Genomic DNA, 16,230 nt, shown 5'->3' on the forward strand with positions numbered 1-16,230 from the left:
CTCAGGCTACCTTTGCAAAATGGGCGGATTTCGGTGCGATCACACGGTTGTCGAGCAGCTTCGTGGTACCGAAGCGGACGAACAGCAAGAGCAGAACCGGTTTCTCGCCGATTTCCTCGATCGGTTCCAGCGTTTCCGGATCGCGCAACGCGACGACCTCCGGTCGCGCCAGCGGTTCTGTGGACAGAAAGTCGAGAACACCTTTCTCGACGGCAGCAGGGTCGGTCAGGCCGCTGGCGATCAGCCGTTCGGCCTCGCCCAGCGCCTTGGGCACAATCGCCGCGGCGCGACGCTCGTCGGTGGTCAGATAGACATTGCGCGACGAGCAGGCGAGCCCATCGGCCTCGCGCACCGTCGGCACGCCGGTCACCGAGACGGGCTGCGCCAGATCCTCGACCATGCGGCGGATGATCTGGAGCTGCTGGAAATCCTTCTCGCCGAAATAGGCGCGGTCCGGCTGAACGATATTGAAGAGCTTGGTGACGACCGTCGCGACGCCGGCGAAATGGCCTGGCCGGACCGAACCCTCGAGCTCCGAGCCGAGCTTCGGCACGTCGACCACGGCCTCCATCGGACGCGGATACATGTCGGAAACACCGGGCGCGAAGAGAAAATCGACGCCGCCCTCGGCAAGCATCGCCTGGTCGCGCGCAAGATCGCGCGGGTATTTGGCAAGATCTTCGCTCGGTCCGAACTGCAGGGGATTGACGAAGATGCTGGCGACGACCACGTCGTTCTCACCGCGCGCGCGGCGGACAAGTTCCATGTGGCCGACGTGAAGATAGCCCATGGTGGGGACCAGACCGATACTCTTGCCCGCGCGCCGATGCTCGGCGAGAGCCGCGCGCAGTTCGGCGATGGTGGTGATCGTTTTCATCTTCGGACCCTCCAATCCGCCGGGGCGCGGGCGTACGCGCCCCGTTTCGCCATATGGCCCCTTGTGAGCCCCGCGAAAAAGGCAACTGCACAAATTTTGGCTTGCAAAGCTCTATCTTGTGCAGCGCAAAAAGACAAATGGAAATGGTGCGTGAAGCCGGATTGCAGGGTCCAAAAAGCAGGCCGGATCAGCGGCCTACCCGATTTCAATCGAACTTGACGAGATTCAGCGCGGGCAACGGACCGCCGGGAAACTGCGTGAGCTTTCCGCCAACCGAGAGCGGGCCGAGATCGATGCCGAAGAAGCCCAGCCGGTCGATCAGCGCGCCGACCTCCGCCTTGGCGGCGGCGTCATCGCCGGAAAAGAAGAGCACGCGGCGGCCGCCTTCTGCCTTCGGATCGCCGGAAACGAGGTGTGGCTGCAGATGATTGAGGGCCTTGACGACGCGCGCACCCGGGACGAGGCCGGCGAAGACCTCACTCGAGAGCCGACCCTTGAGCTCGGCGGGCTTGAAGAGCGGCGCTTCGATCGGATTGTTTGCGTCGATGACGATCCGGCCGTTCCAATCCGGCAGACCGGAAAGCGCCTTGGGCAGCTTCGACCAGGTGACCGCGACCAGCACGAGATCGGCGCTTGCGGCCTCTTCGCGTGTTCCTGCGGTGATGTAAGGGGCGAGTTCGCCGGCAAGCGCTTTCAGGCTCTCCGGCCCACGGCTGTTGGAAATGATCGCCGGGATCTCCGCCCGGGCGAGCGCCCTGGCAACGGCCGCCCCGATGTTGCCGGATCCGATGATGCCAATGGACATGGCGACTTCCTTTCAAGTTGCCAGTCGCTGCGACCTGAGGCGGTGAAGCCGCCGCCAGCGACGATGTCGGCGCCCGTGATGAAGGCGGCATCGGGGCTCGACAGAGAGGCAACGACGCTCGCGATCTCGTCCGACTTACCATGGCAGCCGATCCGGGCCGACGATCGTGGAGACCGGCCCGCCGTCGGCGTTCATGTCGGTGACGTTCAGACCGGGATCGCGCACCAGCTGCAGGTGAAGCCGGCGACCGCACCTCGGTCAACTGCAAAGCGAGGCGGTCGGCGTAGCGACATCGAGCTGCCGACATGGATAACGCGCCCGCCCGCCTTCGTGTTGCGCACCGCCTCCTGCGTGGCAACGAAGACGCCGGTGACATTGACCGCGATCATGCGATTGTAACCCGCCTCGGTGATCTCGTCGATCGGACCGTCGAACGCGAGCGGCCGGCGGAACGTTTGCCGGAAGCATCGGCTGAACTGCGGTTGAAAGCCGCTGCGCGAGCACCAGTTTAAACTCGTCTCCGCCTGTCGGCTGGCGAAGCCGCGTTTCGTCCTTGGTTCGTAGAAACAACTATCCGTCACGAGGAACGTCCCATGCGCATGATTTTTGTAAACCTGCCCGTCAAAAACCTGGAAGCCTCCCGGACCTTCTTTTCCGCCCTCGGCTTCACCTTCAACGAGCAGTTCTCGGACGACACGGCCGCCTGCATGGTGATCGACGACAATATCTTCGCCATGCTGCTGACCGAGCCTAAATTCCGCAACTTTATCACCGGGGAGATCAGCGACACGGCCAAGGGCACGGAAGTCATCACCGCCCTTTCCGCCACAAGCCGCGCCGAGTGCGACGACATGCTTGCCAAGGCGCTCGCCGCCGGCGCCAAGCCGTGGAAGCCGGCAATCGACTACGGCTCGATGTACGGAATCAGCTTCCAGGATCTCGATGGCCATGTCTGGGAATTCATGTGGATGGACATGTCGGCCGAGCAGGCGGCGTGACTGGCTGAGCCAGTGCGGAAAACGGCGCGCTGGAAATGCCCAGCCGCTCAAGAGTCTCTTTGCGACGCCGACGCGTCCGCGTCGCGATAGACTCAAATCGCGCCCTAGCATGCCGCTGCTGCGCTTCCTACCCGCCGATCAGCGCCAGCCACTCGTCCTCGTCCATGGTCTGGACGCCAAGTTCGCGCGCCTTGTCGAGCTTCGAGCCGGCACCCGGTCCTGCGACGACGATGTCGGTCTTCTTCGACACCGAGCCGGCTACTTTTGCGCCGAGGCTTTCCGCTTTTGCCTTGGCCTCGTCGCGCGTCATTTTTTCGAGCGAGCCGGTGAAGACCACCGTCTTGCCCGCAACCGGACTGCCGGTTGTAACCGGCATCTCCGCGCTTTCCGGCGTCACCTCTTCCAGGAGCCGTGAAACGACCTCGACGTTGCGCGGCTCCTTGTAGAACTCGACGATGGCGCGGGCGACGACCTCGCCGATGCCGTCGATGCTGTTGAGCTCGTTCCAGGCGTCGCCGGCAAAACTGCCCGCCTCGACCATCGCCGCGCCAAAGTGATCGTAGCTGCCATAGGAGCGGGCGAGCAGCTTCGCGGTCGTTTCGCCCACGTGGCGAATGCCGAGCGCGTAAATGAAGCGGTGGAGCGCGATCGAGCGGCGCGTGTTGATCGCCTCGAAAAGCTTTCTGACGCTGACCTTTCCAAAACCCTCGATGTTTTCAAGCTTGGTGAGCGAGACCTCCTGGCGGCGCTCCAGCGTGAAGATCTCCGGCGCGGTGCGGATCCTCAGCTTCTCGTCCTCGCTTTCGAAGAAGAATTCGATCTGCTTGGAGCCAAGCCCCTCGATGTCGAAGGCATTGCGCGAGACGAAGTGCTTCAGGTGCTCGACCGCCTGCGCCCGGCACACGAAGCCGCCGGTGCAGCGGCGCACGGCATCCAGCTTGCCGGATTTCTCGTTGATGTCGCGCACCGCGTGGCTGCCGCAGACAGGGCATGTGGTCGGGAACTTGTAAGGCTCGGCGCCTTCCGCACGTTCGCCCATCACCACGTCGACGATTTGAGGGATGACATCCCCAGCCCGCTGCACGATGACCATGTCGCCGATGCGGATGTCGCGCCCTTCGCGGATCGACTCGCCGCGATTGCCGACACCGCGGATATAGTCCTCGTTGTGCAAGGTCGCGTTGGTTACCACCACGCCGCCGACGGTGATCGGCTCAAGCCGCGCAACTGGCGTCAGCGCGCCAGTGCGGCCGACCTGGATGTCGATGCCCTTGAGCCGCGTGAAGGCTTGCTCGGCCGGGAACTTGTGCGCCGTCGCCCATCGCGGCGAGCGCGAGCGGAAGCCGAGGCGCGCCTGCAGGTCGAGCCGGTCGACCTTGTAGACGACGCCGTCGATATCGTAGTCGAGATCGGGCCGCTCGCGCTCGATGTGGTGATAGTGCTCCAGCAATTCGTCCGCAGAAGCGAAACGCTGTATCAGCGGATTGACCGGAAAGCCCCAGGCCTTGAACGTCTCGACCATGCCGAGCTGAGTATCGGCCGGCATCGCCGACATCTCGCCCCAGGCATAGGCGAAGAACCGGAGCTTACGGCTCGCCGTCACCTTGGCGTCGAGTTGCCGGAGCGAGCCGGAGGCGGTGTTGCGCGGGTTGACGTAGAGCGGCCTGCCTTGCGCCGCCATTTCGGCATTGAGCGCGGCGAAGTCCGACTTCGCCATATAGATCTCGCCGCGCACTTCGACGACATCTGGGGCGTCGGCCGGAAGGCTATTGGGGATCATGCCGATCGTGCGGACATTGGCGGTGACGTTTTCGCCGGTCGTGCCGTCGCCGCGTGTCGCGGCCGTCACAAGCCGCCGGTTTTCATAGCGCAGCGACATCGAAAGCCCGTCGATCTTCGGCTCGGCGGTAAAGGCGATCGAATGGTCCGGAAGCCGCCCGAGGAAGCGATAGACGCCGGCGACGAAATCGCGAGCGTCTTCGTCCGAGAATGTGTTGTCGAGCGACAGCATCGGCCGTGCATGGACGACCGGCTGGAAGGTGAGTGACGGAGCCGCGCCGACCTTGCGCGAAGGGCTGTCCTCGCGGATGAGCGCGGGGAACCGCTCCTCGATCAGGTCGTTCCGCCGCTTCAGCGCGTCGTAGTCGGCATCCGAGATTTCGGGTGCATCCTGCCCATGATAAAGCGCGTCGTGACGGGCGAGCTCCGCCGCGAGAAAGGCGAGCTCTTCGGCCGCTTCCGTTTCAGTCAATTGCTCGACGGGTTTTCTTTCACTCAACATGGGCGACGACTCCGGATTGGGGAGTCGTTTTTACTGCATGATTCCTTAAAGCGGAATCCGCTTTAAGGATAGAATGATGCAGCAATTCAAAGTGCTACAGCAATCTTCTGCGTTCTCAAGAGATACGGCGCTGTAGCGTGATCGGCGCTATGGAAAATCAGCTGTGATCAGCCGCTTCCGGCAAGCAACCGCGCTGCTGCCGCCCTCGCCTCCTCGGTGATCGAGGCGCCGGCAAGCATGCGGGCGATTTCTTCCGTACGCGCCCTGTCGTCCATGCGGGCGACGCGGGTGGCGATCATTTCGGATTTTTCCGCCGACGGGCCCTTGGAGATCAGAAGATGCGTCGCCGCGCGCGCCGCCACTTGCGGCGCATGGGTGACGGACAGCACCTGGACATTCCTGGAAAGCCGCTTCAGCCGCTGGCCGATGGCATCCGCAACCGCCCCGCCGACGCCGGTGTCGATTTCGTCGAAGACGAGTGTCGGCGCCGAGCCGCGATCGGCAAGCGCCACTTTCAGCGCCAAAAGGAAGCGCGATAGCTCGCCACCGGAGGCGACTTTCATGATCGGCCCTGGCCGGGTGCCGGGGTTTGTCTGGACATGGAATTCGACGACATCGATGCCGTCGGCAGTCGGTGACGACGGATCGCTCGCGACCTCGACCATGAAACGCGCCCGTTCGAGCTTCAATGCCGGCAGTTCCGCCATCACTGCCGCCGAAAGCGCGTCTGCAGTGTGGCGGCGCTTCTCCGACAGCGACCGGGCCGCGGCATCGAACGCCGCCCTTGCCTCCCCCACCTGCACTTCCAGCTGCTTCAACTTCTCCTCGCCGGCATCGAGATCGGCGAGGTCGGCGATCATGCGGACAGCAAGCGCCGGCAGTTCCGTAACCGGAACCGAATATTTGCGGCTTGCAGCACGCAGCGCGAAGAGCCGCTCCTCGGCGCGCTCCAGTTCCTTCGGATCGAATTCGGTGTTGCGCAGCGCCCGCTCCACCGCCATCTGCGCGTCCGAAAGCTGGTTCAACGCTCCATCCAGAAGCTCCACGGTCTCTTCGAGGAGCCCCGGGGCCTCATGGCTCTTGCGCTCGAGCCGCCGGACCAACGAGGCGATTAGCGGAACGGGCGAAGTATTGCCGCTGAGAAATTCCGAGGCCTCGCTGATATCGCCGGCGATCCGCTCAGCCTTCATCATCCGCGCGCGGGCTTCGGCCAGTTCCTCCTCTTCGCCGTCGCGCGGCGAAAGTGTCTCCAGCTCTTCGACCGAGGAGCGCAGATAGTCGGCTTCGCGCGCCGCCGCCTCGACGCGCTCGCGGTGTTTCTTGAGATTGCGTTCCGCGTCCCGCCAGCCGCGGTAAAGCGCACCAACCTCTTCCGCCGCCTCCGATGTCCCTCCGAAAGCATCGAGCAGCGCGCGGTGCGCATCGGTGTCGACCAGCGCCCGGTCATCATGCTGGCCGTGGATTTCGACGAGCGTCTGGCCGAGCTGACGCATCAGTTGCACGCTGACCGGCTGGTCGTTGACGAAAGCTTTGGTACGGCCATCGGTCGACTGCACGCGGCGGAAAATCAGATCACCGTCGTCGTCGATGCCGTTTTCGCGGAGCATCAGCCGCGCCGCGTGGCCGGTCGGGACATCGAAGACCGCGGTCACTTGTCCCTTGTCCTCGCCGTGGCGCACGAGCGAGCCGTCGCCGCGGCCGCCGAGCGCCAGCGACAGGCTGTCGAGAAGGATGGATTTGCCCGCGCCGGTTTCGCCGGTCAGCACGGAGAGCCCGGCTTCGAAGGTGAGGTCAAGCCGTTCGATCAGGACGATATCGCGGATCGAGAGCTGCGCGAGCATCCGGTTTCAGATCTTCCTTGTCGAGCGCCGAGCAGGTCAGGCGCCGATGAGCCTCTTGCCTGCGCGCGCAATCCAGGACGTACCGCTTTCGCGCGGCTCAAGTCCGCCCGACTGCAGCAGTTTGTAGGAATCGGCATACCACTGGCTGTCCGGATAATTGTGCCCGAGCACCGCCGCCGCAGTCTGCGCTTCCGCCGTTACACCCATGGCGTAATAGGCCTCGACGAGTCGGGCAAGCGCTTCTTCGACCTGGTTCGTATTCGGATACTGCTCGACTACCGTGCGGAACCTCGAAACGGCCGCAAGATATTCCTTGCGCTCGAGATAGTAGCGACCGACCTGCATTTCCTTGCCGGCGAGCTGGTCGCGGGCGAAACGGATCTTCGCCTGGGCGTCCTCGACATAGTCCGAGTCCGGATATTTATCGATGACCGTCTGCATCGCCTCAATCGCCTTCGAGGCCGCCTTCTGGTCCTGCGTTACCGACGGAATCTGCTTCGTATAGGCGAGACCCTGAATATATTGCGCATAGGCCGCATCGTCCGATTGCGGGTAGAGGTTCAGATAGCGGCTGGTGGCGTTGATTGCGTCCTGATACTGGCCGTTGCGGTAGGCGACGAAGGCGTTCATCACCAGAGCCTTGCGGGCGTACTCGGAAAACGGGTGCTGGCGGTCGAGCGCTTCGAACTTGCGCGCCGCTTCCGTCGTCTTGCCGGCGTTAAGGTTGGCAAGGCCCTGGTTGTAGAGCACCTCCGGCGGATCGGTTTCCGCCGCGAGCTTGGTGATATCGATATCCGGGTCGTTCTGGCAGGCTGTGATCAGGCTGCTGCCAACCACAGCCGCAACAACGACCGCGGCAACGCGCACTGATTTTCTCATATCGAGCGAAACTGCAAGAACCATCGAATATTCCCGTTTCATTCGGCGGACCGCATCCCGCCAGACCTGCGCGTTTTAGAGCAAGTTGCCTCAAGATCGCAATGTCATGATCAGCAATTCATGCAAATTTGTGGCGGTATGCAGTGCTGTGCGCGTTTTCCACGGATAAAAGCCGTCCAATACTTGGCGCGGAAGGATATCTCGGCTCCCAAATGGGCTGCCGAGAATCACCCCGCACAATGAAAATGCCGGCCTTTCGGCCGGCGACTGGAGAAGAACTGACTTTTATTGTTATGCGGACCAGGGCGCAAAGCCCGGAGCTGCGACGGCGACCATGTCGCGCGAGCGGGTGCGCTGACGCGGTGTTGCCGTTTCGACGACCTCGTAGGCGGTGGGGTCGCTCAGCAGGGCCTTCAGCGCGTTCGCATTCATCTTATGGCCGCCGCGATAGGAGCGATAGCAGCCGATGAACGGAGCGCCGGCCAGCGAAAGATCGCCGACGGCATCAAGGGTCTTGTGGCGCACGAACTCGTCCGCATAACGCAGCCCTTCGACATTGACCACCGTGTTGTCGTCCGAGATCACCACCGAGTTTTCGAGCGACGAACCAAGCGCAAAGCCGCCGGCCCACAGCCGTTCGACGTCGCGCATGAAGCCGAAGGTGCGTGCGCGCGACAGTTCCCGCTTGAAGACGGAAGGCGTCATGTCGCCCTTCCAGGCCTGGCGGCCAATCAGCGGGCAGTCGAAGTCGATCTCGACCTCGAAGCGCATGCCGTCATAGGGCGTGAACTCCGACCAGGAAGCGCCCGAGTCGATGCGTACCGGCTTGATGATGCGGATATAGCGGCGCTTGACGGCCAGTGCCCTCAGGCCGACCTGTTCGATCGCGTCGATGAATGGCTCGGAGCTGCCGTCCATGATCGGCATTTCAGCGCCATGAACCTCGACGAGCAGGTTATCGAGACCGAGCGCATAGATCGCTGCCATTACATGTTCGACCGTGGCGATCGACGTTGCCGACGAGAAGCCGAGAACCGTGCAGAGGTCGGTGTTGCCGACCTGCGACGAGACGGCTCTGAACTCGGCAACGCGGCCGCCGGCGAGAACGCGCTGAAACACGATGCCGGCGTCGGCCTCCGCCGGATGGAAGGTGATCGACACTTCCGCGCCGGAATGGACGCCAATTCCCTTCAGCGTTACCGGGTTCGCAATCGTCGTCTGAAACCCGAGGAGCTCAATTCCCATTCTCGTCTTCACTTTCACTCTATGCGGCCCTGGCACTCGATAAGCCATCGGCCAAACGCACGAGGGAAGCAGCGATGCTCAAGGCGCAAGTCGGACGTTCCGAGGAACGGCCCCGATTGGCCGAAACCTCGAATCTCCGAACTAACAGCGCCCGATCGAATCGTATGCGTCCCCAATTCCGATGCTGAAAATATGATTTTGGAGGCACCATTCCAAATCACTGTTCGTTTCGCATTGTTACGCAATTGTCATGCGCGCAACATAATTTGCAAGCCATTGAAATAACGAATAAAATCGAAAAATGCCCGGGCGGTTGCCCGGGCATTCGGCAAGGTGAAGGAACAGTCCTTCAAAATCAGTTCGACTGGCGGCGAAGGAATGCCGGGATTTCGAGCTGATCATCTTCGTGCGAGCGCGCCTGCGGCGAGACGCGGCCGTGATCGTCAAGTTGACCGCGACGCGGTGCGTAAAGGCTCGCTTCCGGCGAAAGCGGGCGGCGCTGCTGGGACGCAGGGCTCGGCGCTGCCGCCGTCATGTCGGCCGACACACCGTGGTCGTCATCGTCGCGGCGGGAAAGCGAATTGGTGATTCGCTTCAGGAGCCCCATCGGCCCGCGCTCTTCCTGGTGAGCAGGGGCGGCATGCGCGCGGTGATCAATCTCAGCCTTCACGACCGGAGGAAAATCCTCGACCTTCGGCATGCGCACCGGTTCGGCATGCTGGCGCATGACCGGAGCAGGCTCGTGGCGAACCGGCTGCGGCTGCACCTGCGGCTGGACCTGTGCCTGCACCGGCATTTCGACCGGACGCTGCACCGGCGGGGCCTGACGCACTACGGGAGCGGCCTCCACCGGCGCGGCGCCGGCGAAAAGTTTGCTTTGGGGCCGAAAGGCTTCTTCCTGCACGTGCTGTACCGGCGCGGCGACCTGGGCACGGGTGGCGATATCGAGCTCGCGCTCCATCTCGGCCTCGCGGATTGCAAGCGCGATCTGGTCGACGGTGTTTTGCTGCGGCACGGGCTGAGCGACCGGCTGCGGCTGCGGTGCCGGCGGCTGGTGCTGGGCGGCCGGCTGCGGCTGGGCCGGGATTGCGGCGGACGGGCGTACGATCGGCTTCGGCGCTACCGGACGAAAGTCAGCAGTGCGACCGGCCACCTCCGCAGCCGTGCGATCGATACCGGTTGCAACAACGGAAACGCGGATCAGGCCTTCGAGTTCTTCATCGAAGGTGGCGCCAAGGATGATGTTGGCGTCCGGATCCACTTCCTCGCGGATGCGTGTTGCAGCCTCGTCGACCTCGAAGAGCGTGAGGTCGCGACCGCCGGTGATGGAAATGAGCAGGCCCTGCGCACCCTTCATCGAGGTTTCGTCGAGCAGCGGGTTGGCGATTGCAGCCTCGGCGGCGGCCATTGCGCGGCCTTCGCCCGATGCTTCGCCGGTGCCCATCATGGCGCGGCCCATTTCGCGCATCACCGAGCGGACGTCGGCGAAGTCGAGGTTGATCAGGCCTTCCTTGACCATGAGGTCGGTGATGCAGGCAACACCCGAATAGAGGACCTGGTCGGCCATGGCGAAGGCGTCCGCGAAGGTCGTCTTGTCATTGGCGATGCGGAAGAGGTTCTGGTTCGGGATGACGATCAGCGTGTCGACCGACTTCTGCAGTTCGGCAATGCCCTGATCGGCAAGCCGCATGCGGCGCTGGCCTTCGAAGTGGAACGGCTTGGTGACGACGCCGACGGTCAGGATGCCCTTGTTGCGGGCCGCCTGGGCGACGATCGGAGCCGCACCCGTGCCGGTGCCGCCGCCCATGCCGGCGGTAACGAAGCACATGTGCGTGCCATTCAGGTGATCGATGATCTCGTCGATGCACTCCTCGGCGGCCGCGCGGCCGACTTCGGGCTGCGAGCCGGCGCCGAGACCTTCGGTAACCGCAACACCCATCTGGATGATCCGTTCAGCCTTGGTCATGGTAAGCGCCTGCGCGTCCGTGTTGGCGACGACGAAGTCGACGCCCTGCAGGCCCGCGGTGATCATGTTATTGACGGCGTTGCCGCCGCCGCCACCGACGCCGAAGACCGTGATGCGGGGCTTCAGCTCGGTAATATCCGGCTTTTGCAAGTTGATGGTCATATCACTGTTCCTTCTCGTTTTCTGGCCGCCTTGCCGAGCCGGCCAAATCCTTCAAAACTCAAACACCTGTTACGTCCGACGCCCCTGCGGCATCGGCGAAGCTCAGAAACTCTCTTTCAACCACTGCCCCATGCGGGCGATGCGGCTGTTGCCGCCGCCGAAGGTGGAGAACATGCCGCCATGGGCAGCATGGGTCTCGAGATCGGCTACCTGGGGATAGATCATCAGTCCGACGGCCGTCGAAAACGCCGGGCCCTTGGCCGCGGTCGGCAGGCCGGACACGCCGAGCGGGCGGCCGATGCGGACATTGCGGGCGAGAATGCGCCGCGCGGCTTCCGGCAGGCCGGTCAACTGGCTGGCGCCGCCCGTCAGCACAATGCGTTTGCCGACGATCGGGCTGAAACCGGAGCGCTGGATGCGATCACGGATGAGCTCCAGCGTCTCCTCAATGCGGGCGCGAACGATGCGCGACACCAGTGCGCGCGGCACATGGGTCGGCTGGTCGCGATCGTCCTCTCCGATCGGCGGGACAGATACGATATCGCGCTCGTCGGCGCTGTTGGGCAGCGCTGAACCGTGCACGACCTTCAGCCGCTCGGCATCCTCGATGCGCGTCGAAAGCCCGCGCGCAAGATCGGTGGTGACATGGTGGCCACCGAGGCTGACGGCGTCGGCGTGAACCAGCTTGCCTTCTGCGAAGACGGAAATCGTCGTCGTGCCGCCGCCCATGTCGATCGCCGCGCAGCCAAGCTCCACCTCGTCGTCGACGAGTGCGGCAAGACCGCTGGCATAAGGCGTCGCAACAATACCCTCGACCGAGAGATGGGCGCGGTTGACGCAGAGCTCGAGGTTCTTGAGAGCAGCCCGCTCGACCGTCAGCACGTGCATATCCACGCCGAGGACGTCGCCGAACATCGCCAGCGGATCGCGGATGCCACGCTCGCCATCGAGCGAGAAGCCGGTCGGCAGCGAATGCAGGATCGCGCGGTCGGAGCGCTGCGACTGCTGGCCGGCAGCGGCGAGAACCTTCTTGAGATCGCTCGCATCGACTTCCTGCCCGCCGAGATCGATCGTCGCAGTGTAGACGTCGCTCTGGAGACGGCCTGCGGAAACATTGACGATCAGGCTGTCGATCGTCAGCCCCGCCATCCGCTCCGCGGCGTCGACCGCAAGACGAACGACACCTTCCGCCGCGTCGAGATCGGCGATGACGCCGTTCTTCACGCCGCGCGACTTTTGATGGCCGATGCCGATGATTTCGATATTGTGGGTGCGACCGGGCAGGATCTGGCTTTCGGCGCGCGGCGTCAGCCGGCCAATCATGCAGACGATCTTGGTCGAGCCGATGTCTAGCACCGAGACGACATGAGACCGCTTGGAAGACAGCGGCTTCAGGCGCGGAAGACCCAAATTGGAAGAACCGAACAAACTCATATCCGCTTCTCCTGGGCTTTCAGCATCTTCTCCCTCGCCTTCAACGCGACTTCCCGCCGGGCAACGGCTTCCGGCGTCAATTGTACCGTGGTGCGGTCTTCAAGCCTCAGATCGACGGCGGCGATGTCGCGCTCCAGAAGCTGATGCTTCTCCTCCATGTCGGAGAGAACCTTCATCGCCCGCGCGACGTCGTCCTCCGGAAGCTTGACGATAATGCCGTTGTCGAGGCGCAGGTCCCACCGCCTGCTGGAAACGCGCACAAAAGCCTTCACGCGCGAGCGGAACTCCGGCCAGCGGGAGAATTCGTCATAGAAGCCGGCGGCCGCCGTCTCGGCATCGCGGCCGACGAACAGCGGCAAGGCCGCGAACTTGTTGTCGCGAAGCGGCGCGATGACGCTACCGCTACGCTCGATCAGCGACAGGTCGGAGCCGTGCTGCCAGATGCCGAAGGCTTTGCGCTCCTCGAGGTTCACCTCGATCGTGCCCGGATAGACCTTGCGCACGGTGACGTTCTGCACCCAGGGCAACTCGCTGATCAGCCTGCGGGCCTCGGCGATGTCGAGGGCCACTAGCGAGGTCGTGCCATCCAGCCCAAGCTGCTGCAGAATATCGATCTCGGACGTCTGCTCGTTGCCGGAAACCCGCACGTCCTCGATGGCAAAGCCGGCGGCGGTTGTCGAGGCCTGCGCGAAATTCTGCGTGTGGCCGCCGAGCGACATGCCGTAGAAGCCCGTCGCCGCCAAGAAGGCAGCAGCCGAAAGTGTGCCGGTATGCGCCGGAAAGCGGATGCGCCCGGTACCGAGGCTGACCAGGAAACGGACCACCTTGCGCAATGGACGCGGCAGAACGAACGTCTCATCCGCCTCAGCGGCGACGCCGAGCGGGTGACGCACCCTTCTGCCCCTTCTGCCCCTCAACGCAAACACGATGCGTCCTCCACCATCCACCTGAGAAACTCACCAAACTGAAGGCCCGCATGCTGCGCCATCTCGGGCACCAGGGAGGTCGGGGTCATGCCGGGCTGGGTGTTGATTTCCAGCCAGATCAACTCGCCTTCGCCGGGACCGCGATCATCGAAGCGGAAGTCGGATCGGCTGACGCCGCGGCAACCGATTGCCTGATGCGCCTTCAAAGCGAGTGTTTGTATTTTTTGGTAAATATTTGGTGAAATCTGTGCCGGAATGACGTGGCTTGAACCACCTTTTACGTATTTTGAATCATAATCGTAGAAGGCGTGCCCCTGCGGAATGATCTCGGTAACGCCAAGCGCGACATCGCCCATGACACCGCAGGTCAACTCGCGGCCGGCGATGTAGCGCTCGACCATGACGCGGTCGCCGTAGCGCCATTCGCTCGACGTGATCACCTGCGGCGGATGCGACTGGTCTTCCTTGACGATCACGACGCCGAAGCTCGAGCCTTCGCGCACCGGCTTGACCACATAGGGCGGCTTCATAGGGTGTTCGTTGCCGAATGTGCGCCGGTCCATGATCAGCGCCTCGGCGACCGGAATGCCGGAGGCCTTGGCAACATGCTTGGCCTGCGCCTTGTCCATGGCGAGAGCCGAGGCAAGCACGCCGGAATGAGTATAGGGGATCTCCAGATATTCCAGGATTCCCTGGATCGTGCCGTCTTCGCCGAATGGGCCATGCAGGGCATTGAAAGCGACATCCGGGCGGAGATCGGCGAGAACCGCGGCCACGTCGCGACCGACGTCCACGCGAGTGACGCGATAGCCTTCGGCTTCGAGAGCATCGGCGCAGGCAGCCCCGGAAGACAGGCTCACCGGCCTCTCCGAGGAAAATCCGCCCATCAGGACAGCAACATGCCTGCCGCTCATCAAAACCCCCAAACAATACGCCACTATTACAATGCTTGCTTGCGTCTGGCTGATTCCGGTTGCCGAGTCACCGGCGCCCGAACAGGGCCACTAGAACGGCATTATGGTTAATGAACCGTTTACTTTGGTTAACTCTTCTCATGAAAAGCATCAGGTTCGCCGCCCAAAAACGCCTGACGAAAAGAGGTAATTAGGGGCAACTTCAGTGGCTTGCGCGACCACGTTGAGAAAGGAGTGCAGAAGCCGAAAAAATGATTGCGCCGGAAATCCTGGAACGACGAGGCGCCCTCCGCGAGTATAGCCACGCCAGCCATTAAGCGGGACACTCCCATTCGCAGACGATTTATCAGAGAACGATTAAGACCGTGATAGGGATGCCACCGCGACCTGCCCGCTGCCGAAAATTGAGGCATCCGACCGCATAGATCTCGTGAGCCATGCAGCAGCGGAATAATGCTGCGCGCGCCGCGAATTTAGTTCGCATTTCTTACGAATTCCGACTTTCTCCCGATCGCAACTTGCGCTAAGAACCCGCCGACCGCCTCCCAAGACGGCACGACAATTCATACCAGGATAACACAATGACAGACGCGACAACCTCGCTGTCGCCGAAGGATAGTGCGTTCGTTCGGCCGGCAGCGAATTCCCCCGCCCGGGTGCTGTTTGCGAGCCTCGTCGGCACGACCATCGAATTCTTCGACTTCTATGTTTATGCGACCGCGGCGGTAATCATCTTCCCGCATCTCTTCTTTCCTTCGGCCGATCCGACCTCGGCGATGCTGCAATCCTTCGCCACCTTCTCGATCGCCTTTTTCGCCCGCCCCTTCGGCGCGGTGGTCTTCGGCCATTTCGGCGACAAGGTCGGCCGCAAGGCAACGCTGGTCGCGGCGCTGATGACTATGGGCGTTTCGACCGTCGTGATCGGTCTCCTGCCGACCCATACCACGATCGGCATCGCCGCGCCCCTCTTGCTTGCGCTGTGCCGCTTCGGCCAGGGCCTGGGGCTTGGCGGTGAATGGGGCGGCGCCGTGCTGCTGGCGACCGAGAATGCGCCGGAAGGCAAGCGGAGCTGGTATGCGATGTTCCCGCAACTCGGTGCGCCAATCGGCTTCATCCTTTCCGCCGGCATCTTCCTCGTGCTCGGCGAAGTGATGAGCGAAGAAGCCTTCCTCGCCTGGGGCTGGCGGGTTCCCTTTATCGCCAGCGTCCTGCTCGTCATCGTCGGCCTCTATGTCCGGCTGAAGATCACCGAGACACCGGAATTCCAGAAGGCGATCGACAAGCATGAGCGCGTTCAGGTTCCGGTCGCAGCCATCTTCCGCTCGCACAAGCGCAGCCTTGTGCTTGGCACTTTCGTGGCCCTCGCGACCTTCGTCCTGTTCTATCTGATGACCGTCTTCTCGCTCTCCTGGGGCACGGCGAAGCTCGGTTTTTCGCGCGAGCAGTTCCTGATCGTCCAGATGGTCGGCGTCGTCTTCTTCGGCCTGATGATTCCGGTCTCCGGCATTCTTTCGGATCGCTTTGGCCGACGGCTGGTTCTGGTGCTGACGACGATCGGCATCGGCATCTTCGGTCTCGCCATGGCTCCGCTGATGACGAGCGGCCGTGGCGGCGCCTTCGCCTTCTCGATCATCGGCCTCGGCCTGATGGGGCTTACCTACGGGCCGATCGGCGCGGCACTCGCCGCCCCCTTCCCGACAGCCGTGCGCTACACCGGTGCATCGATGACCTTCAACCTCGCCGGCATATTTGGCGCATCGCTGGCGCCCTATATCGCCACCTGGCTCGCGACCAACTACAGCCTCGGCCATGTCGGCTATTACCTGCTTGCAGCCGCGCTGATCACGCTCGCCTGCCTGCTGCTATCAAAGGAAGAAGAAGTCTCCGGCTGACGGCAGTTCC

At 63.0% G+C, this 16,230-nt stretch carries 13 protein-coding genes; 2 read left to right on the forward strand and 11 right to left on the reverse strand.

Going from position 1 to position 16,230, the window contains the following annotated elements; all coding sequences use genetic code 11:
* Nucleotide 1 precedes the first annotated feature (1 nt).
* The 3 genes from panC to QA637_RS10865 all read right to left on the reverse strand — a co-directional run bounded on the left by panC (nt 2) and on the right by QA637_RS10865 (nt 2,263).
* A complete protein-coding gene (gene panC, locus QA637_RS10855; protein WP_153437345.1) occupies nt 2–877 on the reverse strand; it encodes a pantoate--beta-alanine ligase in 876 nt (291 codons plus the stop codon).
* 205 nt (nt 878–1,082) lie between these two features.
* Nucleotides 1,083–1,682, reverse strand: a complete 600-nt coding sequence (locus QA637_RS10860; protein WP_153437346.1) for an NADPH-dependent F420 reductase — start codon at nt 1,680–1,682, stop codon at nt 1,083–1,085.
* Between the two features lie 206 nt (nt 1,683–1,888).
* Nucleotides 1,889–2,263: an SDR family NAD(P)-dependent oxidoreductase gene (locus QA637_RS10865; RefSeq protein WP_283061430.1), complete on the reverse strand. Its 375-nt coding sequence runs from the start codon at nt 2,261–2,263 to the stop codon at nt 1,889–1,891.
* Nucleotides 2,264–2,275: 12 nt separating this feature from the next.
* Here QA637_RS10865 and QA637_RS10870 point away from each other — a divergent pair, with 12 nt between their 5' ends.
* Entirely contained in the window at nt 2,276–2,680 is a 405-nt protein-coding gene (locus tag QA637_RS10870) for a VOC family protein (RefSeq protein WP_153437347.1), read from the forward strand.
* Nucleotides 2,681–2,807: 127 nt separating this feature from the next.
* Here the strand turns inward: QA637_RS10870 and ligA are convergent, their stop codons facing one another.
* The 8 genes from ligA to QA637_RS10910 all read right to left on the reverse strand — a co-directional run bounded on the left by ligA (nt 2,808) and on the right by QA637_RS10910 (nt 14,328).
* Entirely contained in the window at nt 2,808–4,961 is a 2,154-nt protein-coding gene (ligA, locus tag QA637_RS10875; RefSeq protein WP_153437348.1) for an NAD-dependent DNA ligase LigA, read from the reverse strand.
* A 167-nt stretch (nt 4,962–5,128) separates the two neighbouring features.
* Complete coding sequence (gene recN / locus QA637_RS10880) at nt 5,129–6,802, reverse strand: DNA repair protein RecN (RefSeq protein WP_153437349.1); 1,674 nt, start codon at nt 6,800–6,802, stop codon at nt 5,129–5,131.
* Between the two features lie 36 nt (nt 6,803–6,838).
* A complete protein-coding gene (locus QA637_RS10885; protein WP_153437350.1) occupies nt 6,839–7,705 on the reverse strand; it encodes an outer membrane protein assembly factor BamD in 867 nt (288 codons plus the stop codon).
* A gap of 267 nt (nt 7,706–7,972) precedes the next feature.
* Nucleotides 7,973–8,926: a UDP-3-O-acyl-N-acetylglucosamine deacetylase gene (lpxC, locus tag QA637_RS10890; RefSeq protein WP_153437351.1), complete on the reverse strand. Its 954-nt coding sequence runs from the start codon at nt 8,924–8,926 to the stop codon at nt 7,973–7,975.
* 355 nt (nt 8,927–9,281) lie between these two features.
* On the reverse strand, nt 9,282–11,054 hold the full coding sequence (gene ftsZ / locus QA637_RS10895) for a cell division protein FtsZ (RefSeq protein WP_283061434.1): 1,773 nt from the start codon (nt 11,052–11,054) through the stop codon (nt 9,282–9,284).
* A gap of 102 nt (nt 11,055–11,156) precedes the next feature.
* Nucleotides 11,157–12,488 (reverse strand): cell division protein FtsA, encoded by a 1,332-nt coding sequence (ftsA, locus tag QA637_RS10900; RefSeq protein WP_153437353.1) that lies wholly within the window; start codon nt 12,486–12,488, stop codon nt 11,157–11,159.
* Nucleotides 12,485–13,414: a cell division protein FtsQ gene (gene ftsQ / locus QA637_RS10905; RefSeq protein ID WP_184108543.1), complete on the reverse strand. Its 930-nt coding sequence runs from the start codon at nt 13,412–13,414 to the stop codon at nt 12,485–12,487. The genes ftsA and ftsQ overlap by 4 nt, the downstream gene beginning before the upstream one ends.
* Nucleotides 13,402–14,328 (reverse strand): D-alanine--D-alanine ligase, encoded by a 927-nt coding sequence (locus QA637_RS10910; RefSeq protein ID WP_153437354.1) that lies wholly within the window; start codon nt 14,326–14,328, stop codon nt 13,402–13,404. The genes ftsQ and QA637_RS10910 overlap by 13 nt, the downstream gene beginning before the upstream one ends.
* 581 nt (nt 14,329–14,909) lie before the next feature.
* Here QA637_RS10910 and QA637_RS10915 point away from each other — a divergent pair.
* On the forward strand, nt 14,910–16,220 hold the full coding sequence (locus QA637_RS10915) for an MFS transporter (protein WP_283061437.1): 1,311 nt from the start codon (nt 14,910–14,912) through the stop codon (nt 16,218–16,220).
* The last annotated feature ends 10 nt before the right edge of the window (nt 16,221–16,230 follow it).

The organism is Sinorhizobium terangae (assembly GCF_029714365.1).
GTDB lineage: Bacteria > Pseudomonadota > Alphaproteobacteria > Rhizobiales > Rhizobiaceae > Sinorhizobium > Sinorhizobium terangae.